The organism is Caulobacter sp. DWR2-3-1b2, assembly GCF_049896345.1.
Taxonomy (GTDB): Bacteria; Pseudomonadota; Alphaproteobacteria; order Caulobacterales; family Caulobacteraceae; genus Caulobacter.
This window is the reverse complement of record NZ_JAFCUC010000007.1, coordinates 68687-88510: the sequence shown is the minus strand read 5'-3', so window position 1 is coordinate 88510 and position 19824 is coordinate 68687. Positions and strand designations below refer to the sequence as shown.

The window sequence follows — 19824 nt, the reverse complement described above, 5'->3', positions numbered from 1 at the left end:
GATCAGCCCTCTCCCAGAGGGCTTCTAGATGGCTTCCCTCGCCTGAAACCACGGGATGATCCGCCGCAACGCCTCCTCCACCTCGGCGGTCGAGACCGCGAAGCTGAAGCGGATGAAGCGACCGCCGTCGACTGGGTCGAAATCGACGCCCGGCGCGGTGGCCACGCCAGTGTCGCGCAGCAGGGCCTCGCAAAAGGCCAGGCTGTCGTGCGTCAGGTCTCCGATGTCGGCATAGATGTAGAAGGCCCCGTCCGGCGGGGCGATCGAGGCCAGGCCGAGGGCCGGCAAGGCGTCAAGCAGCAACTGACGGTTGGCGCGATAGACGTCGCGATGGCCTTCCAGTTCGTCGATGCAATCCATGGCTACGAGGCCGGCGTGCTGGCTCAGCGACGGCGGGGTGAGGAACAGATTGCCCATGAAGGCTCGAGCCCGGGCGATCCCCTGCGGCGGCGCGACCAGCCAACCCAGCCGCCACCCGGCCATGCTGAAATACTTGGAGAAGCTGTTGACGATCAGGGCCTGGGGCTCGAACTCCAGCATCGAGCGGGCCGCCTCGCCATAGCTGAGGCCGTGATAGATCTCGTCGGAGATCACCGCGATCCCGCGCGCGCGACAAACGGCCGCCAAGGCCTTCAACTCATCAGCCGGGATGATGGTGCCGGTCGGATTGGCCGGGCTGGCGACGATCACACCCGCCGGCGGCGGGTCCAGCGCCGACAGGTGGGCGGCGGTCAGCTGGAAGCCGCTTTCCGTCCCGCAGGCGATCTCCACCGGAACCAGGTTCAGGGCCTTCAGGGTATTGCGATAGGCCACATAGCCCGGCCGGGCCAAGGCCACCCGGTCGCCGGGCTGGAAGCTGGACGCCAGTGCCAGGACCAGGGCGGGCGACGCCCCGCAGGTCAGGATGATCCGTTCTGGATCGACCTCGACGCCGTTCTGCTCGGCGTAGCGCGTGGCGATCGCCGCCTTCAGCCGCGGGCTTTCCCAATAGCCCATGCCGTCGGTGTCGAGCACCCGATGGGCCGTCTCGATCGCCGCGCGGGGCGCGCCGGTCGAGGGCTGGCCAAATTCCATGTGGATGATCGACGCCCCGGCCGCCTTCATCTGATGGGCGATGCGGCTGATGGCGATGGCGTGGAAAGGTTCGATTTGCGAGGGGGGCATGGAACGTAACTAAAGCGCCGCGCCCGCCGCGACAACGTCCGCTGGCGGAAAAGCGCTGGCCCTGTCGGAATGACTTCCGGCGGATCGTCCTTCGACTGAAGCGGCCAGTATCCGCTCACCGCGAAGGATGACGCCATGCCGAAGATCAGCCCATTCCTGTGGTTCGACACCCAGGCCGAAGAGGCCGCCAACTTCTATGTCTCCGTCTTCCCCAATTCGAAGATTACCAGCGTCTCACGCTATGGCGAAGGCGGCCCCGGCCCGGCCGGCAGCGTGATGACGATCGGCTTCGCGCTGGACGGCGAAGCCTTCACCGGCCTGAACGGCGGCCCGCACTTCCAGTTTACCGAGGCGGTGTCGTTCGTCGTCCATTGCGAAGACCAGGCGGAGGTCGATCACTATTGGGAGGCCTTCACCACCGACGGCGGCAAGGCGGTGCAATGCGGTTGGGCCAAGGACAAGTACGGCCTGTCCTGGCAGGTCGTGCCCAATATCCTGCTGGAATTGATGGGCGGCCCCGAAAAGGCCAAGGCCCAGCGCGTGGCTGCGGCGATGATGCAGATGGTCAAGCTGGACATCGCCGGGTTGAAGGCGGCGGCGGAGGGGTAGGCCCTAGCGTTTACCCTAGGCCTTCTTGACGAACTCCACCCGCAGCACCAGGCCGCGCACCTTCTCGACATTGGCCTCGATCTCGTCGGTGTCACCGGTCAGGCGGATGTTCTTGACCAGGGTTCCGCGCTTCAGGGTGACGCCACCCGAGCCCTTGACCTTGAGGTCCTTGATCAGGGTGACGTTGTCGCCGTCGGCGAGGACGGCGCCGTTGCTGTCGCGGGTTTCATCGGCCATGGGGCGCCCCTTCGGATCGAGGCGCGGGGCGTACCACGCCTCAGCCCTTTTTTGCCAGCGGATGCTTGCTCTTCACCACCGCCGCCAGATGATCCCCGGCCACGTGAGTGTAGATCTGGGTCGTGGCGATGTCGGCATGGCCTAGCAGGGTCTGGATCACCCGCAGGTCGGCGCCGCCTTCCAGCAGGTGCGTGGCGAAGGCATGGCGTAGGACGTGGGGGCTGACCGCTGCGCGATCGATGCCGGCGGCGATGGCGGCGTCCTCCAGCAGTTGCGACACCCGCCGCGCTGTCAGCTTGCCGCCCTTGCCGCGCGAGACGAACAGCCACGGGCTGTCCTTGACGCCTTTCGGAAGAAAGCCGGCCCGAACCTCCAGATAGGCCTTGACGGCCGCACGCGCGGCGTCGTTCAGCGGGGCCAGCCGCTCCTTGCCGCCCTTGCCCCTGACCATCAGGAAGGCGGGGTCCCGGGCCAGGGCCGCCAGGGGCAGGTTCAGCAGCTCGGAGATCCGCAGGCCCGAGGCGTAGAGCAGCTCGATCATGCAGGCCAGGCGCACACCCTGGGCGCCGTCCTTGGCGGCCGCCGCCGCGATCAGCCGCTCGACCGCGTCGCGCGACAGGACCCTGGGCAGCGGCCGTCCGGCCTTGGGGGCCTCGACCCGGCGAGAGGGATCGTCGTCCCGCCAGCCCTCACCCAGCACGAAGCGATAGAACTGGCGCAGGGCCGACCGGCGACGGGCGGCGGTGGCGGGGGAGAGGCCCCGCGCGCCCAGGTCGGCGAAATAGGCCTCGATCGCCTCGGCCGAGGCCCCGTCCAGGTCGCCGCGCGAGGCCAGGAACGCCCGCGCGTCGGCCAGGTCCTTCTCATAGGCGGTCAGGGTGTTACGGGCTGCGGCGCGCTCGACGGCCATCATCTCAAGGAACGCGTCGATCCAGCCGGCGGCGGATGCGCTCATTTTACCTGCAGCCCCAACAGCCCCTCCACCGCGAGGGCGCGGGCGTCGGCGTCCAGCCCGGCCTGGGCCAGGGCGCGGACCAGGCGAGCGCGATCCACCGGACCAGGACCGCTCGCGCCAGCGTCAGCCGACACCGATAGCGCCAGCAGCGCCGTCTCGCCCTGGCGATGAGCGGCGGCGGCGGCGTCCAACACCGTCAGCCGGGCGGCCGAGGCGGCGGACTTGCCGGGATCGAAGGTCGCGAACCGGGCGCGGGCCTCGGGCCCCATCGTCCCGCCCAAGGCGGCAAGGATCAGGGCGGCGGGCTGGGCAGCCGACTTGGCGCCCGCCTGGGCGCCGCGCTCCACCAGACCATCAAGGATCTGGGCGTTGGGCTTGCCGGCCGCCGCCGACAGGGCGGCGTCGAGCAGGGCCAGGTCGGTGGCGGTGGCGCCAGGGATCTGGTCCTGGGTCAGCCTGCCACGGATCGACTGGGCGGTGGCGAGATCTCCCGCCGCCAGGGCCGCCTTGGCGAACAGCACCGGGTCCTCCAGCGGCGCGTCGGCGCGCGCCAGGGCTGCGATCAAGGCGGTCGATGCCTTGGCGGCGTCGATGAACGCCGGCAAGCCCTTGGCCTGGCGCAGCGAGGCCACGTCGGCGGTCTGGGCGGCGGTCAGGTCGCCGCCGCTTGCCAAGGCGGCCATATCGCCTGACGGCTTGAGCACGGGTTTCAGGGCCGGCGAGGCCGTCGCGGCGGCAGCTTGCAAATCCAGGCCCAGCTTGCGCGACAGGGCGTAATTTATGCCGTTGCGCAAATTGGCCGCCCCCGCCGGCGAACCGCTCAGCAGGGCGTTCATCAGCCGCATGTAGTCGGCGTCCTGGGTCTGGCCAGCGGCCAGGTTGAGCGTCAGTTGCGCCGCGTCGGTCTGGCCGGCCAGGGCCTGGCAGAAGGCCCGCAGCCGCAGCCAATAGGGATTGCTCCTGTCGACGCCCAGCGCCTCGCCGACGCCGCAGGCCTTGGCGTCGGCCCCGGTGATCAGCGCCGCCTCGGCCGCCGCCATCGACAGCGCTGAGTTGCCGGCCACGCCGGGGGCGCGGTCGAGAACAGCGCCGGCCCCAGCCGCATCCCCCAGGGCGATCAGGGCCATGGCGCGAGCCGCGCCCATGTCCGGCTCGCTCCCGACCTCGGCCGGACCGTTGGCGCCGGTGGCCAGCACGCGATGCGCCAGAGCCGCGCTGGCCGGCGACAGCGGCTTGGCGGCCAGCTTGGGCAGCACCTCGCGGGCGATGCCCGGCGCGGTGTCCTTCCAGAGGTCGGCCGATAGCCCGGTGTCGCCCGCCGGGGTCGAGAACAGGTCCGGCGGCGCCAGGGTCTGGACCTGGACCTGGGCCCAGGCGGCCCCGAAGGCCGATGTCGAAAACAGCGTGGCCAGAGCCAGCGCCGAGACGGTCGTAAGTCGCTTGGAAGAAGCCATGGGCCAAGTATGCCGCAGGTTGACGTCTGGTGAAACTTCTAGCCCTCGCGGCGAGCTTGGGCGCGCGCTTGTCCCAAGCCTTGGCGGAGCGGCCCGGCCTCGTGTAAACCGGCAGGAGGCATGACCGACCAACCCGCCCCTTCCCGCGCCCATCTGCGCCACAAGACCATCGTTCTGGTCGGACTGATGGGCGTGGGCAAGTCCAGCGTCGGTCGCCGGCTGGCCACGGCGCTGGAGCTGCCGTTCCGCGACGCAGACACCGAGGTCGAGGCGGCCGCAGGTCGCACGATCCCCGAGATCTTCGCCGAGATGGGCGAAGGCGCCTTCCGCGACGGCGAGCGGCGGGTGATCGCCCGACTGTTGGACGAGCCGCCGCACGTGCTGGCTACTGGCGGTGGGGCTTTCGCCAACGCCGAGACCCGCGCCCTGATCAAGGACAAGGCCGTCGCCGTCTGGCTGAAGGCCGACCTCGAGCTGCTGGCGCGCCGCATCGGCCGCAAGGAAGGCCGCCCGCTGCTCAAGAACCGCGACCCGCTGATGGTGTTGCGCGAGCAAGCCCACGCCCGCTACCCCGCCTATGGCGAGGCCCACCTGACGGTCGAGCCCGGCGACACCGCCCACGGCGTGGCGGTCGAGGCGGTGTTGCGGGCGCTCGACGTCCATCTGGCCCCGACCTCATCTTCTGAAAGTGAAATCCAGTGATCCGTAGCATTCCAGTAGGCCTGGGCGCGCGCGCCTATGATGTGGTCGTGGGAACCGGACTGATCGACAAGGCCGGCCAGCACATCGCCCCCCTGCTGAAACGTCCTCGCGTGGCCATTGTCAGCGACACCATTGTCGGCGAGCACCATGGCGAGCGCCTGGCCGCTTCGCTCGAGCACGCCGGCATCGCCACCGACGTGATCCTGGTGCCACCCGGCGAGGAGACCAAGAGCTTCGAGGGCCTGGCCGACCTGACCGATCGGCTGCTGGCGCTGGGCCTGGAGCGCGGCGACATGGTCATCGCATTCGGCGGAGGGGTGGTTGGCGACCTGACGGGCTTCGCGGCGGCGATCTACAAGCGCGGCATCGACTTCATCCAGATTCCCACCACCCTGCTGGCTCAAGTGGATTCGTCCGTCGGCGGAAAGACCGCCATCGACACCCCGCGCGGCAAGAACCTGATCGGCGCCTTCCACCAGCCGCGCCTGGTGCTGGCCGACCTCGACATCCTGGCCACCCTGCCCGCCCGCGAGATGGCCTGCGGCTATGCCGAGATCATCAAGTACGGCCTGCTGGGCGATTTCGCGTTCTTCGAGTGGCTCGAAGCTAACGTCAAGGCCGTGCTCGAGCGCGACACCGCCGCCCTGGTCAAGGCCGTGGGCCGCTCGGTCGAGATGAAGGCCGAGATCGTCGCCGAGGACGAGAAGGAGGCCGGTCGCCGCGCCCTGCTCAACCTCGGCCACACCTTCGGCCACGCGGTCGAGGCCGAGATGGGCTTTGGCGACGCGCTCAAGCACGGCGAGGCCGTGGGCCTGGGCATGGCGCAGGCTTTCCGGTTCTCGGTCCGCCAGGGCCTGTGCTCCACCCAGGACGCCGTCCGCGCGGAGGCGGCGATCAAGGCGGCGGGCCTGCCGACCCGGCTGGCCGACATCCGCCCCGCGCCGTTCGACGCCGACGCCCTGGTCGCCCACTGCGGCCAGGACAAGAAGGCGCAGGGCGGGACGCTCACCTTCGTGCTGGTCCGCGCGATCGGCGACGCGTTCGTGGCCAAGGACGTGGATCGTGAGGCGCTGCGGGCCTTCCTCGTGGAGGAAGGCTCGGTTTAGGCGTTCGCCGCGCTATCGCGCATGGACTCCCCAAAATCTCTCCTCGATACTCGCCTAAAAGTTTTGAGGTGGGTCATGAAAACATTCACGTGCATTGTCGCTTCCATGGTTCTGGCCTGTAGCGCCCTGCCCGCCTGGGCGGCCGAACCCAAGTACGAAGTCGCCTTCGCCAGCTTCGCGCCGATCAACAGCGACATCTTCCTCGCCGACGCGGACGGTAGCCATGCGCGGCCGTTCCTGCCCGACGCGGAACTGGACTCCAACGCCAGCTTTTCGCCCGATGGAAAGTGGGTGCTCTTCACGTCGCGGCGGGCTGGGACCTCGGACATCTACCGCTCCCATCTCGATGGCTCGGGACTGGAACCTCTGGTGGCTTCGCCCGCCTATGACGACCAGGCCGCTCTTTCGCCCGACGGCCGTTCGCTGGCCTTCGTTTCGAGCCGTGGCGGCCAGGCCGACATCTGGATCCTGGACCTGGCCAGCAAGGCAGTGCGCAACCTGACCCACAACCCGGCGGGCGACTTTCGCCCGTCCTGGTCGCCGGACGGGCAGTGGCTGGCCTTCTCCTCGGATCGCGAGTCCAGCCATCCCCGCTCGCCCAAGGGTGACTTCTCGATCCGCCACTCGACCGAGATCTATGTCGTAAAGGCCGACGGCTCGAGCCTGCGCCGCATCACCCAGGACGGCCAGTTCGGCGGCAGCCCCTCATGGTCGCCCGATGGCGCGAAGCTGGCCTTCTACGCGACCACGATCGAAGAGGTGCGCAACATCACCAGTCCCATGCGTTTGCGAGGGATCAGCCAGATCGAGGTGATCGACGTCGAGACCGGCGCGCGCCAAGCGCTGACCTCGGGACCGGGCGAGAAATGGTCGCCGCATTGGCTGTCGTCCGGCAAGGTCGGCTACGTGACCGGCGGTCCCGAAGGCGGCGTTGAGACGATCAGCGGGCCCTCTGGCGCCCGGGGCGAGTTCAACAGCCCCAGCTGGTCGGCGGACGGCCGCCATATGCTCTTTCACCGCGAGGTGGACAAGACCTGGCCGCCGGATCGCCGCTGGATCTCCCTGGATCCAAGGTTCGCCCTCAAACGCGTCGGCGTCTTCCCGTCCTATTCCCCCTCCGGCGATCGCCGGGTCAGCAACGACAAGACTGCGGGCATCCTGCACAACAGCATCCTAATGATGCGGGCCGACGGATCCCAGGCCTCCGTCCTGTTCAGCGATCCCCAAAAGAGCGCGCTGGCTCCCAGCTGGTCGCGCCAAGGCGACCGGATCGCGTTCGGCCTCGGCCAGTTCTTCCAAGGCCTCCAAGGACCGGCCCGGGCCGACATCGCCGTTATCGACACCAAGGGCGGCGGCCTCAGGATGTTGACCCAGGGCGGCGGCAATTTCGGTTTCCCCGACTGGTCCCCCGATGGCCTCCACCTCGTCTATCGCCAGGCGGGCGCGGTCCGGGCGCTCGATATCCTCGATCTGGACACCGGCGCGTCCCGTGTGCTGCTGAGCGGGCCCGCGCACTACAATTTTCCCACATGGTCGCCGACCGGCGGCGTCATCGCCTTCACCGCCGACATCGACGGCGACTACGAGATATATTCCATCCGCCCCGATGGCTCGGACCTGAAGCGCCTCACGCGTTCGCCTGGCAACGACGCCCACAGCGCCTGGTCGCCCGATGGCCAGTGGATCGCCTTCGCCAGCGGCCGGGGCGGATTCAAGGACGAAGCGCTGCTTCACCCGGCCAACCCGCAGCCCTATGGCGAAATCTTCGTCATGCGCGCCGATGGCTCGCAAGCCCACGCCCTTGCCGACGAACCCTATGAGAAGGGCTCTCCGAACTGGGCGCCTGTCGGACCGCCCTCCGGACGCTGAGGCGCCGGTCAGCGGCGAGACCTTTCGAGCGCGTTGGTGGCCTATTTCCACCAGCCTACTTCCCGCTTTGCGCGGAGGAAGCGTAGGAAGGCGGCATGATCCTCACCGCCATACTCGGCCTCGCGCCGATCATCGTCGTCCTGTTGGCGATCTCAGCCCTGTTTTCGGCCGCCGAGACGTCGCTGACCGCCGCCTCGCGAGCTCGCATGCACCAGTTGGAGCGGGAGGGGGATCGTCCGGCCAAGCGGGTCAACAGGCTGCTGGCCGATCAGGAGACGATGATCGGGGCGGTGCTGCTGGGCAACAATCTGATCAACATCCTGGCCTCGGCCCTGACCACCCAGGTGCTGACCGCCGCGATCCCCGGACCCTGGGGCGTGGCGGCGGCGACCGGGGCGATGACGGTTCTGGTGCTGGTGTTCGCCGAGGTGCTGCCCAAGACCCTGGCGATCCTGAAGTCCGACGACGTGGCGCGCTTCCTGTCGGGGCCCACCCTGCTGATGGTGCGGCTGTTTGGCCCGATCATCTACGCCATCCAGTGGATCGTGCGGCGGACGCTGCGGCTGTTCGGCGTCAAGCTGACCATGGAGGTCGACGTGCTGGCCGCCCACGAGGAGATTCGCGGCGCGGTCGAGTACCACCACTCCGAGGGCGGCGTGGAGAGCGGCGACCGGCGGATGCTGGGCGGGGTGCTGGACCTGTCGGACATGGACGTCTCGGAGATCATGGTCCACCGCAAGTCGATCACCCTGATTGACGCCGACCTGCCGATCCGCGAGTTGGTGGCCGAGGCCTTGGAGGCCCAGCACACCCGCATCCCGCTCTATCGCGACAACGCCGACAACATCGTCGGCGTGCTGCACGCCCGCGACCTGCTGCGCGCCATGGCCGCCGCCAATGGCGACATCGACGCCATCGACGTGGCCACGATCCAGCGCGAGCCGTGGTTCATCCCCGACACGACGAACCTGAAGGACCAGCTCAACGCCTTCCTCAAGCGCCGAAGCCATTTCGCGCTGGTGGTCGACGAGTACGGCGCCCTCCAGGGCCTGGTGACCCTGGAGGACATCCTCGAGGAGATCGTCGGCGAGATCGAGGACGAGCATGACACCAAGGTCGAGGGTCTTCGTCCTCAGGCGGACGGTTCGGTGCATGTCGATGGCCACGTGACGGTGCGCGACCTCAACCGGGCCATGGATTGGCGGCTACCGGAAGGCGACGCCGTGACCATCGCCGGCCTGGTGATCCACGAGGCCCAAACCATTCCCGAACCGGGGCAGATCTTCATCTTCCATCATCACCGCTTCCAGGTGCTGCGCCGTCAGCGTAACCAGGTCACCGGCCTGCGGATCAGCGGTCGCTTGGAAGACGCGGTGCGCTAAAGTGATGTCGCGGTCTTGACCCACTGCCTCTCCTGATCGGCAGCAATGCTTCGATGGGAAGCAACTCCCGCCGGGCCATAAGTCGGATGCCATACCTAAATAATTGATTTCCTGAGCAGTTCCCGAATAATCTGTTTGAACTCACGCCCTTCGCGGGCGCAGGATTACTCCAGCAAGGAACTTTCACCTTGGCGATGTGTCACCGGCGCGCTGGGTGTATTGCGCAGGGCGTGACGGGGGTTAGACAGCTTGGCCAAGGCGATGGGCCATGTCCGAGGGGGCGGGATCGAGGACACAGGTGACCTGGCCCTGAAGATCCAAGATCGCCGTTTGCTGACCCTGACCCAAACCGGACGCTGCGGCCCCGCACCCCTCTGCCGCCGCGCCCCTCTGCCGCCGCGCTGCGGTCGCGCCGTCCGATGGCGGCAAAGCGGCATCGCGCGCGAACTGTCCGCTGAAATCAACCTAGCCTATGATAGCCTTGACGTCATAAGCACCACGATATTGCCGATCCGTGCTCTGGAGCCTTGAAAAATGAAGACCCTCGCCGCCCTTAGAGTCTTGGTGGTCGAAGACGAGGCTCTGGTCTCCATGCTTGTGGAGGACATGCTGAGCGACCTTGGCTGCGTGGTCGTCGGCCCCGCCGCCGAACTCGAAGAAGCCTTGCGCCTGGCAGCCAGCGCCGACATCGACGCCGCCCTGCTGGACGTCAATCTGGGCGGCCGCCCGATCTTCCCGGTCGCCGACGCCCTGAAGGAACGCGGCGTGCCGTTCGCCTTCGCCAGCGGTTATGGCGAGGCGGGCCTCTCGGAGGACCACAGGGGCGCCACCGTGCTGCAAAAGCCGTTCCGCGAAGCCGACCTGCGCCGCGTGCTCGAAGGCCTGGCTGCCCAGGTGGTCTAGCCTAGGTGGACTAGAGCATTTTTCTTCACGCGAACCGGAACCACTTCGCTCGAAAAATGCTCTAGTCCGTAGTCCGAGACGACAATTTCGTAGGACCTAATCCAGATCGCGAGGCCCGAACGAATCGGGCAACAGGCTCCAGAACGGCGTCCGGCGCGTGGTCCGGCCGTCCTGCACCGAGACGATCTCGCACGCCTCGGTCGCGAATTCGGCGATGCGCTGACGGCAGGCCCCGCAGGGCTGGACCACGGCGTTTGAGCCAGCGGCGATCAGCACCGTGGCGATCCCGCGCCCGCCGGCCGTGACCATCGCCCCGATCGCCGCCTGCTCGGCGCAGGTGCCCGAGGGATAGGCGGCGTTCTCGACATTGACCCCAAGATGGGCGACCCCGTCCGCGTCGATCACCGCTGCGGCGACCGTGAAGTTCGAGTATCGGGCATAGGCCTTTCCCAGCAAAGCCGGCAGGCTCGCCGCCAGGTCATCCTCGGAAATGGGAATTTCGCGCGCGCTCATGCCAAGAATCTGCCTCTCCGGCAGGCCGCGCCGGGCGGAGAGGCAATCAGTCGCGGGGCTGTCGCGCAAGCCTGTTCTCGCGGGCAGGCGTCAGGCCTCTCCGGGCGCCCTGGCGACAATCGAAAGGGCGTGGACGGGCCCTGCCAATTCGTCGGCCAGGGCCTGGTGAATCAGCCGCTGGCGGATCACGCGGCCCTTGCCGGCAAAGGCTTCCGCCTCGATCACGAGGTTGAAATGGCTCTCCCCGCCTTCCCGGTGGCCGGCGTGACCGTGGTGGCGATCGCTATCGTCCACCACTTCCAGCCGCGTGGGGGCGAAAGCGGTGGTCAATTTCGCGGCGATGGTGTCTGCGACGGCGCCCATGAGCGTCTTCCTTGCATGTCAATCCTTGAACAGAAATAGCTCCGGCTTACTCTAGGCGCCATGAGCGCCGAGTTTGAATATCGCCCCAAGTTTTTTGACATCCGTGTCCGCCCGCCGAAAACGGCCGAGGAGAAGGCGCGGGAGAACGACGTCTTCGCCCTGAAACCGGGCGAAGTGCGTTGCGATCACCCCGAGTGCAGCCTGGCCGCCACCTCCAAGGCGCCCAAGTCGCGCGACATGCCGGGCGCCTATTATAATTTCTGCCTCAAGCATGCGGCCGAATACAACAAGAATTGGAACTTCTACGCCGGCATGAGCGAGGGGCAGATTCGCTCGCAGCAGGAGCTGGAGAAGATGACCGGCGGCCGACCGACCTGGTCGATGAAGGCCGACCGGGGCTCGCGCGAGGCCGCCGCCGCCGCCGCCCGCGACGCCCGCCACATCGCCGACCCCTTCGGCCTGTTCCGCGCCGAGAAGCGCAAGGCCGAGTCCGCCACCGTCAGCCGTAACCTTGGCAAGCTGGAACGCCAGGCCCTGGCTGACCTCGACCTGGAGGCCGGCGCCGACGGCCCGGCCATCCGCGCCGCCTACAAGGACCTCCTCAAGCGCTGCCACCCCGACATGAACGGCGGCGACCGCAGCGCCGAGCACAAGCTCCAACGGGTGATCAAGGCTTACAAGACCCTGCAGAAATCGGGGATGACGGGGTAAGGCAAGGCGTCTTCCCCGGAGGCCTTCGCCCAGGCTGGTCCGGCCTGAGGTCAGGAAATCGGCTCGCCCCGCTCCAGCGACCCATCCAGCCGCCGACCCACCCGCCGCTCCCAGGCCCAGGCCGCCAGCCAGCAGGTCATGGCCCAGGCCGCGCCCATGCTCCAGCCGGCCAGAACGTCGCTGGTCCAGTGGACGCCCAGATAGATCCGCGAGGCGCCCACCAGCAGGCTGACCAGCACTGCGGAGCCGATCGCCATCACCTTGACCCGACGCCTGGTCGAAAACCGCGCCGCCAGGGTGCCCAAGGTCAGGAACACCACGGCCGACAGCATGGCGTGGCCGGACGGATAGCTGGGATTGGAGGCCTCCACCGCGCGGTAGACTAGGTCCGGCCGCTCGCGCAGGAAGGCATATTTCAGCGCCTGGCTAATCTCGACCCCGCCGACCGCGCCCGTCAGCAGCACCAGCGCAGCGCTCCAGCGGCGCAGGCTGAGCAGCAGGCTCAGCGCCAGCAGCACGAACAGGCCCAGCACCGTCACCGACCCCAGGGCGGTGATGTCGGCGGCGGCGATATGCAGCCACTTGGGTCCGATCAGGATGTGGGGATCGCCAGCCCGCAAGGCCTGGAGCACGCGCAGGTCGAACACCCGCGTGTCGCCCTCGCCGACCTCTTCGGACAGGCGCAGCGCCGCCAGCATGCCCCCGGCCAGCACCAGCAGGGCCAGCACGACGCCCAATTCGCCCTTGGCGGCCTCGATCAGCCGGGCAAGGCTTCGGTGCGGTCGAAGGTCGGACAAGCGCTGCATCGGGAATCTCATGGGCAAGGGAACGCTCCAAACTCGAATCGGCGCCAGCCGAACCCGGCCAAGCCAACATGAACTAATCCTGACTAGCGCCGTTCATCCCAGGTCCAAATCACCTTCGCTAGCGTCGAAGCTGCGAAGACGAGGTTCGGCGGTGTCGGACCGACACACACTCCAGGAAAGGACCTCACCATGAAGCGTCTGATCATTTCTACCCTGGCCGCCACCCTGCTGGCCGGCACGGCCCTGTCGGGGACAGCCATGGCCGCCGGCCAGCAACGTTACGACGACCATCGCTACGAGCAACGTCACGATGACCGTCACGATAGCCGCTACGACCGTCGCGATGACCGTCGCGATGACCGTCGCGACGAACGTCACGCCTATCGCGAGGGTCGCAAGGACGGCCGCCACGACGCCCGCCGCTGGCAGCGCGGCCAGCGCCTGGACGCCCGCTACCGCGATAACCGCTACTATGTGAGCGACTATCGCCGTCATGGCCTGCGCGCCCCGCCCCGCGGCTATCGCTGGCAGCAGGTGAACGACCGCTTCCTGCTGACGGCCGTCGCCACCGGCCTGATCGCCTCGGTGATCATCGCCAACCACTAAGACCCTCGCGGGTGCGAGCCGAGCACCCCGGATGGCCCCCGCCATCCGGGGTGCTTGCTTTTTTTTGGGCTCTGAAACCGCCTCGCCCCTTCCCCTCCCCCACGTCAAGGCGGTATCGGAAACGCATGCCCGATCTGACCGACGCCCACGCCGCCGATCCCCTGATCACCCTGGCCCCCGACAAGTGGGTCACGCTGCGCGACGCGTTCGGCGTCGACAGCGACATGAAGGTCCCGTACTTCAGCCACAAGGACAGCCACGTCCCGGAGATCGACGCCGCCTACCGGTTCGATCCTCAGACGACCAAGGCCGTCTGCGCGGGCTTCGCCCATGATCGCCGGGTGATGGTCCAGGGCTATCACGGCACCGGCAAGAGCACCCACATCGAGCAGATCGCCGCCCGGCTGAACTGGCCGCTGGTGCGGGTCAATCTCGACAGCCACGTCTCGCGCATCGATCTGGTCGGCAAGGACGCCATCGTCCTGAAGGAAGGCAAGCAGATCACCGAGTTCCGTGAGGGAATTCTGCCCTGGGCCTTGCAGCGCCCGATCGCCTTGGTGTTCGACGAATATGACGCTGGTCGCCCGGATGTAATGTTCGTCATTCAGCGCGTGCTGGAGGCCGGCGGCAAGCTGACCCTGCTCGACCAGAACCGGGTCATCCGCGCCAACCCTTATTTCCGGCTGTTTGCCACGACCAACACTATCGGTCTGGGCGACACCACGGGGCTCTATCACGGCACCCAGCAGATCAACCAGGGCCAGATGGACCGCTGGAGCATCGTCACGACGCTCAACTATCTCGACCACGACGTCGAGGCCGGCATCGTTCTGGCCAAGAACCCCTCCTATGACAATCCGGACGGCAAGCGCACCCTGGCCGCCATGGTCCGCGTCGCCGACATGACCCGCAACGCCTTCATGAACGGCGACATCAGCACGGTCATGAGCCCCCGCACCGTCATCACCTGGGCCCAGAACGCCGACATCTTCGACCGCGACATCGGCCTGGCGTTCCGCCTGACCTTCCTCAACAAGTGCGATGAGCTGGAGCGCCCGACCGTGGCCGAGTTCTTCCAGCGGGCGTTCGGGACGGACCTCCCGGAGAGCGCGGCGCGGGTGAAGGTGGCGTGATCTTCTTCTCCCCTTGCGGGAGAAGGTGGCCCGCGCAGCGGGTCGGATGAGGGGTTGAAGACCAGAACCGCCGCGATCAGCCGAAAGGCCGGTCGCGGCGGTTCCGTTCGAGAGGCCCCCCATCCGTCGGCCCTTGGCCGCCACCTTCTCCCACGAGGGGAGAAGGATTTTACTTCACCCCAGCCGGCAGCAGCGAGGCCGCGCAGTATTTGAAGCGCTGCTCGCCGGCCTTGCGGCGCAGGACGAAGTTCAGGTTGTTCTCGATCACGATCGTCTGGCGTTCGCTCGTGCGCTTGGCGGGGCCTGACCCGGCGTCGAGACACGACTGATCCACCTCATAGGCCTTGCCGCGATGTGACAGCACCTTGGCCCGGCAGGCGCGCGTATGAGCCCCGCTGAGGCCCACACCGTCATAGCGGCGCAGAGCGGCGTTGGGCGGTGAGCCGCACGAGGCGCCGGACGCCACGAAGATCCCGTGCTTGAGCGGCAGCACGCCGCCCAGGTCACGCGACGGCCCGATCAGCGACTCTGCGAGCGGCGTAGGCGCGTGCGTCACCACCGGAACCGGCGCGGGCGGGCTCACGGCGGCGATCGGCGCCGGCTCCGTCACCGCCACAGGCGGCTGAGCCGGCGGAGCGGTGACGGCCGGCGGCGGAACGACCGCGCAGTTGACACTGACCGCTGAGGCCAGGTCCTCGCCCATCGCCAGGGGCGCCACGGCGCCGCGCGCCAACCCTTGCGTCCACCACTGCAGGCTGTCGCCGACATAGCGCGCGCCACTGGCCGCGCGGGCGCTCTTCAGGATGCGCGAGCGGCCCTGATATTCGACCAGGGCCGTGTCGCGGTCGGGATAGCTGGCCCGCAACGTCTGGCCGTTGTCGCATTGATAGACCAGCACCTCGGCCCCGACCCCGCGGGTCGCCTCGGGCGCGGACCGGGCGGTCGTCGGCTCGGTCTTCGGCGAACAGGCCGCCACGGCGAGCAGGCCGGTCAGCAGCAGGGCGGCGCGCGCGGGAACAGGGATCATGGGAACTCCAGAGCTAGGCTGTAGCTTTCTAAACGCGGCGCAAAGGTGAAGGTTCGGAACCCGTCGCAAGACGCCGTCCCGGAACCGTGCTCTCCTTCCCGCCGTTCCCCTGCCCCTAATCCCGCCCCAGACCACGGAGTCCGCCCATGACCGACATCACCTACACCATCGTCGAACACGACGGCGGCTGGGCCTACAAGTTGGGCGACGTGTTCTCCGAGACCTTCCCGACCCACGAGGCGGCCCTGAAAACCGCCCAACGCGTGGCCAGTGAACAACAACTCACCGACGAGAACGATACGGGCATCGTCTACGAGGACGCCAAGGGGCAGTGGCACGAGGAACTGTCGGCCGGCGACGACCGCCCGACCACCCACGTCGTCGACAAGGGTTAGAGCATTTCCCGACCTGACTGCGTCAGGCCGTGAGCTCTAATCTTCTGTTTTGACGCATTTTTCTTCGCGCGAACCGGAACCACTTCGTTCGAAAAATGCTCTGGGTTGAGAGCGCTAGCCGGATGGCGCGGTCGCGTCATCCGGCTAGCGCGCCACCACGGCCACGCAGACGCTGTCAGCCCAGACCTCGACCTTGTCGCAGCTGCGATGATCGGCCAACAGCCGTTGGGCGTGGCGGGTCATCTCGTCGGAGTCTGCCATGACCTTCAGGTCAAGGAAAGACGCCCGCCCATCGAGACTGGAAGCGACATAGGTGTAGGTGGAAGCTAGGCCCTGACTCATCGGATACCCGGGCCGGGTCGCTCGCCCGGAATGGCGGTGAAGCGGTGAAAAGTATGTAATCACTAAAATCGGCCCGCGTCATGTTTCGACCAAATAATTTGCTCGGCGTTTTATTATGTCGGAATTTCGACAGAACTTTTTAAGACGCTCAAGCTACCTCTGCGGCGTCTTCTTCCGCCGGCGCCAAATCATCACACGCCCGCCGACATACAGAGTAACACTCGCAAGCCTTGTGTTCGAGACCGGCGCGCTCGCCCACCTCGAACTGGGCGCGTCTTGGACCAGCAAGAGACACCCCCTTGCCCCGACCTGACCGCTTCGCGGGGCCAAGTGGATGGAGCCTCACGCACCGAAGGGGACTTCCCCGCCGATCCGTGCTAAGCGCGCGCCAACGAAATTCACGAGAGATCCATGGCCCTTAAAGTCGCCATCGTCGGCCTGCCCAATGTCGGCAAGTCCACCCTGTTCAACGCCTTGACGCAAACCGCCCAGGCCCAGGCCGCCAACTATCCGTTCTGCACGATCGAGCCCAACACCGGCGAAGTGGCGGTGCCGGAGCCGCGCCTGGACGCCTTGGCCAAGATCGCCGGCTCCAAGGAGATCATCCCGGCCCGGATCACCTTCGTCGATATCGCCGGCCTGGTGCGCGGCGCGAGCAAGGGCGAAGGCCTGGGCAACCAGTTCCTGGCCAATATCCGCGACTGCGACGCCGTGGCCTTCGTCGCCCGCTGCTTCGAGGACGGCGACATCGTCCACGTGGAGGGCCGCATCGACCCGCTCAGCGATCTCGAGATCGTCGAGATGGAGCTGATGCTGGCCGACCTGGAGAGCCTGGAAAAGCGCGTTCCCGCCCTGGAGAAGCGCGCCAAGGTCGGCGCCGACAAGGAAAGCGCCAACACCCTGCGTCTGGCGACCATCGCCCTGGACCTGCTGCGGGCCGGCCGGCCGGCTCGCGCCGCCACGATCGACGAGGACGACCAGAAGGCCTGGCACATGCTGCAACTGCTGACCGCCCTGCCGGCCCTCTATGTCTGCAATGTCGATGAAGGTAGCGCCGACAAGGGCAATGGCTATTCCGACCTGGTGGCCACCCGCGCCGCCCAGGACAACGCCAAGTCGGTGGTGATCTCGGCCCAGATCGAAAGCGAGATCGCCCTGCTCGACGCCGATGAACGGGCCGAGTTCCTGGAGACCCTGGGCCTGGAAGAACCCGGCCTGAACCGCCTGATCCGCGAGGCCTACACCCTGCTGGACCTGCAGACCTATTTCACGGTCGGCCCCAAGGAAGCCCGCGCCTGGACCATCCATGTGGGCGATACCGGCCCCCAGGCGGCCGGCGTCATCCACACCGACTTCGAGAAGGGCTACATTCGCGCCGAGACCATCGCCTACGAGGACTTCGTCGCCCTGGGCGGCGAAAACGGCGCCAAGGAGGCCGGCAAGATGAAGGCCGAGGGCAAGGACTACATCGTCAAGGACGGCGACGTGATGCACTTCCGGTTCAACGTCTAGAACCACCAGCGGCCGGGCTCACATCCGGCCGTTTCCGTATCAACCCTTCGCTTGAGCGTCCCATGACCGACACCGTCACCTTCACCTCAGCTCTCGACGGCTTCGCCTTCACCGCCGCCCAGGCCGCGCCGCAGGGGCCGCGCAAGGGCGGGATCGTAGTGATCCAGGAGATCTTCGGCTTGGACGAATATGTGCTGGCCGACGTGGCGCGCTGGTCGGCCTTGGGCTTCGAAGTGCTCGCGCCGTCGATCTTCGACCGCGCGGAACCCGGTTACGTTGCCGAGCATGAGCCGGCGGCCTTCCCGATCGGGATCGGCCACGTCCAGTCCATCGGCCTGGAGAAGATGCTGTCGGACATCCAGGCCTGTATCGACGACCTGGCCCCGCGCGGCCCGGTCTTCGCGGTCGGCTATTGCCTGGGTGGCTCGCTGGTCTGGCTGGCGGCGAGTAAGCTGACGGGCCTGGCCGCAGGGTCGAGCTATTACGGCAGCATGGTCGCGGCCAACGCCGCCCTACCCCTGACTTGCCCGGTGATCGTCCACCTGGGCCGCAAGGACGGCCATATCCCCGCCGACGCCGTCAAGGCGGCGGTTGAAGACGCCCATCCCGACGTGCCCATCTACATCTACGAGAACAGCGGCCACGGCTTCAACAACGACGGCCGACCCGACGCCGACCTCGACGACGCCCAGATGGCCCGGGCGCGAACCCTGGCCCTCTTCCAGGCCCACGGCGCGGCCTGAGCATGGCCGGCGGGCGCATCAGCCTGGTGACGGCCAGCGGAGAGCCCTTCGCCGCCTATCACGCTCCGCCCGGCGACGCGCGGCGCGGGGGGTTGGTGATCCTGCACGCCATCTGGGGTGTCACGCCTCACATCCGCGAGCTGTCCGACGGCCTGGCCGACCAGGGCTATGAGGTCATCGCGCCTTGCCTGCTCGACGGCCCCCAAATCCCCTTCCCCGTCGCCGATCTTGACCCACAAGCTCTCGAGGCCCGCATGGCGATGGGCGAGGCCAGCGGTTGGGGCGCCGCGGCCCTGCCTCGCGTGCAGGCGGCGATCGACGCTCTCTCAGCGGCTGGTCCGGTCTTCGCCCTGGGCTTCTGCTACGGCGGCACGACCGCCTGGCTCGCAGCCAGCCGCTGCCAGGGGCTGAAAGCGGTCGCGTGCTTCTACGGCGGCGACATTATCGCCTATGTCGATGAGACGCCGAGGGTCCCAACCATCCTGCATTTCGGCAAGACCGACGCGCTGATCCCGCTGGCCGACGTCGCTTCGATCGAGGCCGCCCATCCCGACCTGCCGGTCTGGCTGTACGACGCCGGTCACGCCTTCGTCGCCCCGAGCGGCCACCATGCCGACGGCGCCAAGCTGGCCATGCTCCGGACCTTGCAGCTGTTCCAGCGGGCCGGTGGGGCGAAAGGCGAGGCCTAGCTCGGCGCGATCGCCCCGGCCGATGGCCATGCGCTGTCGCCGATACGCTTCAGGGTCATCTCGAAGAACGGCGTCGGCGGCTGGCCCTCGACCACGCGTTCACCAACCTCGTGCCAAACGCCGTTCTGGGCGGTGATCGTATAGCGCAGGGTCGCCGGCCCGGCAGGGATAGTCCAGACTGCGCCAGTCGGCGTCAGGGTCATGGGGAAGTCGCCGGCATGGCCCATGGCGTAGGAGCGCATGCTGTAGCCCTTGGCGGGATCATAGGAGATCACGCCGAACGCGTTGAAGCCGGTCGTGCCGTCGGCGTTGTAGCCACGGCCCTCGACCACGTGCAACACGCCGTCCAGCAACGGACCGCTGCGTTCGGTCTGGGTGAGCTCGATCTTGCGACCGCCCGCGCCGGTGGCGACCGCCGGACCGCGCCAGACGCCGTCCATCCAGGCCAGGGCCTTCATGGCGGCCTTTTGCTCGGCGATCCGAGCGGCGGGATCGGGCGGGGTCTGGGCTTGGCCGACACCGGCGCAGGTGGTCAGGATCACGATCGGGATCAGGGCGGAAAACAGACGCACGATGGCCTCCTAGGCTTGGAATGACGAACTT

23 protein-coding genes are annotated in these 19824 nt (G+C 67.6%); 13 read left to right on the top strand and 10 right to left on the bottom strand.

The genetic code is table 11. The features are described 5' to 3' along the window. Window positions 1-24: 24 nt before the first annotated feature. On the bottom strand, window positions 25-1164 hold the full coding sequence (locus ACP694_RS17265) for an aminotransferase class I/II-fold pyridoxal phosphate-dependent enzyme (RefSeq protein WP_426014414.1): 1140 nt from the start codon (window positions 1162-1164) through the stop codon (window positions 25-27). Window positions 1165-1299: 135 nt separating this feature from the next. Between ACP694_RS17265 and ACP694_RS17260 the strand changes: the two genes are divergently transcribed. Beyond that, window positions 1300-1773, top strand: a complete 474-nt coding sequence (locus tag ACP694_RS17260) for a VOC family protein (protein WP_426014411.1) — start codon at window positions 1300-1302, stop codon at window positions 1771-1773. Between the two features lie 15 nt (window positions 1774-1788). On the opposite strand, the gene ACP694_RS17255 is transcribed toward ACP694_RS17260, so the two are convergent. From ACP694_RS17255 to ACP694_RS17245, 3 genes are read right to left on the bottom strand one after another with little or no spacing between them, the layout of a single operon-like run. Continuing rightward, the gene (locus tag ACP694_RS17255) at window positions 1789-2010 is read right to left on the bottom strand and encodes an alkylphosphonate utilization protein (RefSeq protein ID WP_426014409.1); all 222 of its coding nucleotides are present in this window, start codon (window positions 2008-2010) and stop codon (window positions 1789-1791) included. Window positions 2011-2050: 40 nt separating this feature from the next. Then, entirely contained in the window at window positions 2051-2965 is a 915-nt protein-coding gene (locus tag ACP694_RS17250; protein ID WP_426014407.1) for a site-specific tyrosine recombinase XerD, read from the bottom strand. Further along, window positions 2962-4419: a hypothetical protein gene (locus ACP694_RS17245; RefSeq protein WP_426014406.1), complete on the bottom strand. Its 1458-nt coding sequence runs from the start codon at window positions 4417-4419 to the stop codon at window positions 2962-2964. Before ACP694_RS17245 ends, ACP694_RS17250 begins: the two co-directional genes overlap by 4 nt. A gap of 120 nt (window positions 4420-4539) precedes the next feature. Between ACP694_RS17245 and ACP694_RS17240 the strand changes: the two genes are divergently transcribed. The 5 genes from ACP694_RS17240 to ACP694_RS17220 all read left to right on the top strand — a co-directional run bounded on the left by ACP694_RS17240 (window position 4540) and on the right by ACP694_RS17220 (window position 10381). Next, window positions 4540-5121, top strand: coding sequence for a shikimate kinase (locus ACP694_RS17240; RefSeq protein ID WP_426014404.1), 582 nt, complete (start codon window positions 4540-4542; stop codon window positions 5119-5121). Further along, the gene (aroB, locus tag ACP694_RS17235) at window positions 5118-6227 is read left to right on the top strand and encodes a 3-dehydroquinate synthase (protein ID WP_426014402.1); all 1110 of its coding nucleotides are present in this window, start codon (window positions 5118-5120) and stop codon (window positions 6225-6227) included. The genes ACP694_RS17240 and aroB overlap by 4 nt, the downstream gene beginning before the upstream one ends. 75 nt (window positions 6228-6302) lie before the next feature. Continuing rightward, window positions 6303-8096: a hypothetical protein gene (locus ACP694_RS17230; RefSeq protein ID WP_426014400.1), complete on the top strand. Its 1794-nt coding sequence runs from the start codon at window positions 6303-6305 to the stop codon at window positions 8094-8096. A gap of 98 nt (window positions 8097-8194) precedes the next feature. Then, entirely contained in the window at window positions 8195-9478 is a 1284-nt protein-coding gene (locus tag ACP694_RS17225; RefSeq protein ID WP_426014741.1) for an HlyC/CorC family transporter, read from the top strand. A gap of 534 nt (window positions 9479-10012) precedes the next feature. After that, a complete protein-coding gene (locus ACP694_RS17220) occupies window positions 10013-10381 on the top strand; it encodes a response regulator (RefSeq protein WP_426014398.1) in 369 nt (122 codons plus the stop codon). A gap of 96 nt (window positions 10382-10477) precedes the next feature. On the opposite strand, the gene cdd is transcribed toward ACP694_RS17220, so the two are convergent. Both cdd and ACP694_RS17210 read right to left on the bottom strand, forming a co-directional pair. Then, window positions 10478-10894 carry a cytidine deaminase gene (gene cdd, locus ACP694_RS17215; protein WP_426014396.1) on the bottom strand — a complete coding sequence of 139 codons (417 nt, stop codon included), beginning with the start codon at window positions 10892-10894 and terminating at the stop codon, window positions 10478-10480. A 90-nt stretch (window positions 10895-10984) separates the two neighbouring features. After that, window positions 10985-11257, bottom strand: coding sequence for a BolA family protein (locus ACP694_RS17210; protein ID WP_426014393.1), 273 nt, complete (start codon window positions 11255-11257; stop codon window positions 10985-10987). A gap of 60 nt (window positions 11258-11317) precedes the next feature. Between ACP694_RS17210 and ACP694_RS17205 the strand changes: the two genes are divergently transcribed. Beyond that, window positions 11318-11968, top strand: coding sequence for a J domain-containing protein (locus ACP694_RS17205; protein ID WP_426014391.1), 651 nt, complete (start codon window positions 11318-11320; stop codon window positions 11966-11968). A gap of 50 nt (window positions 11969-12018) precedes the next feature. On the opposite strand, the gene ACP694_RS17200 is transcribed toward ACP694_RS17205, so the two are convergent. Further along, on the bottom strand, window positions 12019-12774 hold the full coding sequence (locus ACP694_RS17200; protein ID WP_426014389.1) for a phosphatase PAP2 family protein: 756 nt from the start codon (window positions 12772-12774) through the stop codon (window positions 12019-12021). Window positions 12775-12963: 189 nt separating this feature from the next. Here ACP694_RS17200 and ACP694_RS17195 point away from each other — a divergent pair, with 189 nt between their 5' ends. After that, window positions 12964-13380, top strand: a complete 417-nt coding sequence (locus ACP694_RS17195; protein ID WP_426014386.1) for an RcnB family protein — start codon at window positions 12964-12966, stop codon at window positions 13378-13380. Between the two features lie 125 nt (window positions 13381-13505). Then, a complete protein-coding gene (cobS, locus tag ACP694_RS17190; protein ID WP_426014384.1) occupies window positions 13506-14513 on the top strand; it encodes a cobaltochelatase subunit CobS in 1008 nt (335 codons plus the stop codon). Window positions 14514-14682: 169 nt separating this feature from the next. Here cobS and ACP694_RS17185 read toward each other — a convergent pair whose 3' ends face one another. After that, complete coding sequence (locus ACP694_RS17185) at window positions 14683-15540, bottom strand: MliC family protein (RefSeq protein ID WP_426014382.1); 858 nt, start codon at window positions 15538-15540, stop codon at window positions 14683-14685. 146 nt (window positions 15541-15686) lie between these two features. Between ACP694_RS17185 and ACP694_RS17180 the strand changes: the two genes are divergently transcribed. Beyond that, complete coding sequence (locus ACP694_RS17180) at window positions 15687-15935, top strand: DUF2188 domain-containing protein (RefSeq protein ID WP_426014380.1); 249 nt, start codon at window positions 15687-15689, stop codon at window positions 15933-15935. A 144-nt stretch (window positions 15936-16079) separates the two neighbouring features. Here ACP694_RS17180 and ACP694_RS17175 read toward each other — a convergent pair whose 3' ends face one another. After that, window positions 16080-16277: a hypothetical protein gene (locus ACP694_RS17175; protein WP_426014379.1), complete on the bottom strand. Its 198-nt coding sequence runs from the start codon at window positions 16275-16277 to the stop codon at window positions 16080-16082. Window positions 16278-16688: 411 nt separating this feature from the next. Here ACP694_RS17175 and ychF point away from each other — a divergent pair, with 411 nt between their 5' ends. The 3 genes from ychF to ACP694_RS17160 all read left to right on the top strand — a co-directional run bounded on the left by ychF (window position 16689) and on the right by ACP694_RS17160 (window position 19221). Then, window positions 16689-17789 carry a redox-regulated ATPase YchF gene (ychF, locus tag ACP694_RS17170; RefSeq protein ID WP_426014377.1) on the top strand — a complete coding sequence of 367 codons (1101 nt, stop codon included), beginning with the start codon at window positions 16689-16691 and terminating at the stop codon, window positions 17787-17789. Window positions 17790-17851: 62 nt separating this feature from the next. Next, complete coding sequence (locus ACP694_RS17165) at window positions 17852-18532, top strand: dienelactone hydrolase family protein (protein ID WP_426014375.1); 681 nt, start codon at window positions 17852-17854, stop codon at window positions 18530-18532. Between the two features lie 2 nt (window positions 18533-18534). Further along, window positions 18535-19221 (top strand): dienelactone hydrolase family protein, encoded by a 687-nt coding sequence (locus ACP694_RS17160; protein ID WP_426014373.1) that lies wholly within the window; start codon window positions 18535-18537, stop codon window positions 19219-19221. On the opposite strand, the gene ACP694_RS17155 is transcribed toward ACP694_RS17160, so the two are convergent. After that, window positions 19218-19793 carry a DUF1579 domain-containing protein gene (locus ACP694_RS17155; RefSeq protein WP_426014372.1) on the bottom strand — a complete coding sequence of 192 codons (576 nt, stop codon included), beginning with the start codon at window positions 19791-19793 and terminating at the stop codon, window positions 19218-19220. The two genes, ACP694_RS17160 and ACP694_RS17155, sit on opposite strands and share 4 nt — an antisense overlap. Window positions 19794-19824 lie beyond the last annotated feature (31 nt).

Coding starts and splice junctions, on each gene's coding strand:
- ACP694_RS17250 (WP_426014407.1), bottom strand. CDS start 2,965: ATGAGCGCATCCGCCGCCGGCTGGATCGACGCGTTCCTTGAGATGATG.
- ACP694_RS17200 (WP_426014389.1), bottom strand. CDS start 12,774: ATGCAGCGCTTGTCCGACCTTCGACCGCACCGAAGCCTTGCCCGGCTG.
- ACP694_RS17180 (WP_426014380.1), top strand. CDS start 15,687: ATGACCGACATCACCTACACCATCGTCGAACACGACGGCGGCTGGGCC.
- ACP694_RS17165 (WP_426014375.1), top strand. CDS start 17,852: ATGACCGACACCGTCACCTTCACCTCAGCTCTCGACGGCTTCGCCTTC.
- cdd (WP_426014396.1), bottom strand. CDS start 10,894: ATGAGCGCGCGCGAAATTCCCATTTCCGAGGATGACCTGGCGGCGAGC.
- ACP694_RS17185 (WP_426014382.1), bottom strand. CDS start 15,540: ATGATCCCTGTTCCCGCGCGCGCCGCCCTGCTGCTGACCGGCCTGCTC.
- ACP694_RS17230 (WP_426014400.1), top strand. CDS start 6,303: ATGAAAACATTCACGTGCATTGTCGCTTCCATGGTTCTGGCCTGTAGC.
- ACP694_RS17205 (WP_426014391.1), top strand. CDS start 11,318: ATGAGCGCCGAGTTTGAATATCGCCCCAAGTTTTTTGACATCCGTGTC.
- ACP694_RS17175 (WP_426014379.1), bottom strand. CDS start 16,277: ATGAGTCAGGGCCTAGCTTCCACCTACACCTATGTCGCTTCCAGTCTC.
- cobS (WP_426014384.1), top strand. CDS start 13,506: ATGCCCGATCTGACCGACGCCCACGCCGCCGATCCCCTGATCACCCTG.
- ychF (WP_426014377.1), top strand. CDS start 16,689: ATGGCCCTTAAAGTCGCCATCGTCGGCCTGCCCAATGTCGGCAAGTCC.
- ACP694_RS17220 (WP_426014398.1), top strand. CDS start 10,013: ATGAAGACCCTCGCCGCCCTTAGAGTCTTGGTGGTCGAAGACGAGGCT.
- ACP694_RS17260 (WP_426014411.1), top strand. CDS start 1,300: ATGCCGAAGATCAGCCCATTCCTGTGGTTCGACACCCAGGCCGAAGAG.
- ACP694_RS17195 (WP_426014386.1), top strand. CDS start 12,964: ATGAAGCGTCTGATCATTTCTACCCTGGCCGCCACCCTGCTGGCCGGC.
- ACP694_RS17240 (WP_426014404.1), top strand. CDS start 4,540: ATGACCGACCAACCCGCCCCTTCCCGCGCCCATCTGCGCCACAAGACC.
- ACP694_RS17255 (WP_426014409.1), bottom strand. CDS start 2,010: ATGGCCGATGAAACCCGCGACAGCAACGGCGCCGTCCTCGCCGACGGC.
- ACP694_RS17265 (WP_426014414.1), bottom strand. CDS start 1,164: ATGCCCCCCTCGCAAATCGAACCTTTCCACGCCATCGCCATCAGCCGC.
- ACP694_RS17210 (WP_426014393.1), bottom strand. CDS start 11,257: ATGGGCGCCGTCGCAGACACCATCGCCGCGAAATTGACCACCGCTTTC.
- ACP694_RS17160 (WP_426014373.1), top strand. CDS start 18,535: ATGGCCGGCGGGCGCATCAGCCTGGTGACGGCCAGCGGAGAGCCCTTC.
- ACP694_RS17245 (WP_426014406.1), bottom strand. CDS start 4,419: ATGGCTTCTTCCAAGCGACTTACGACCGTCTCGGCGCTGGCTCTGGCC.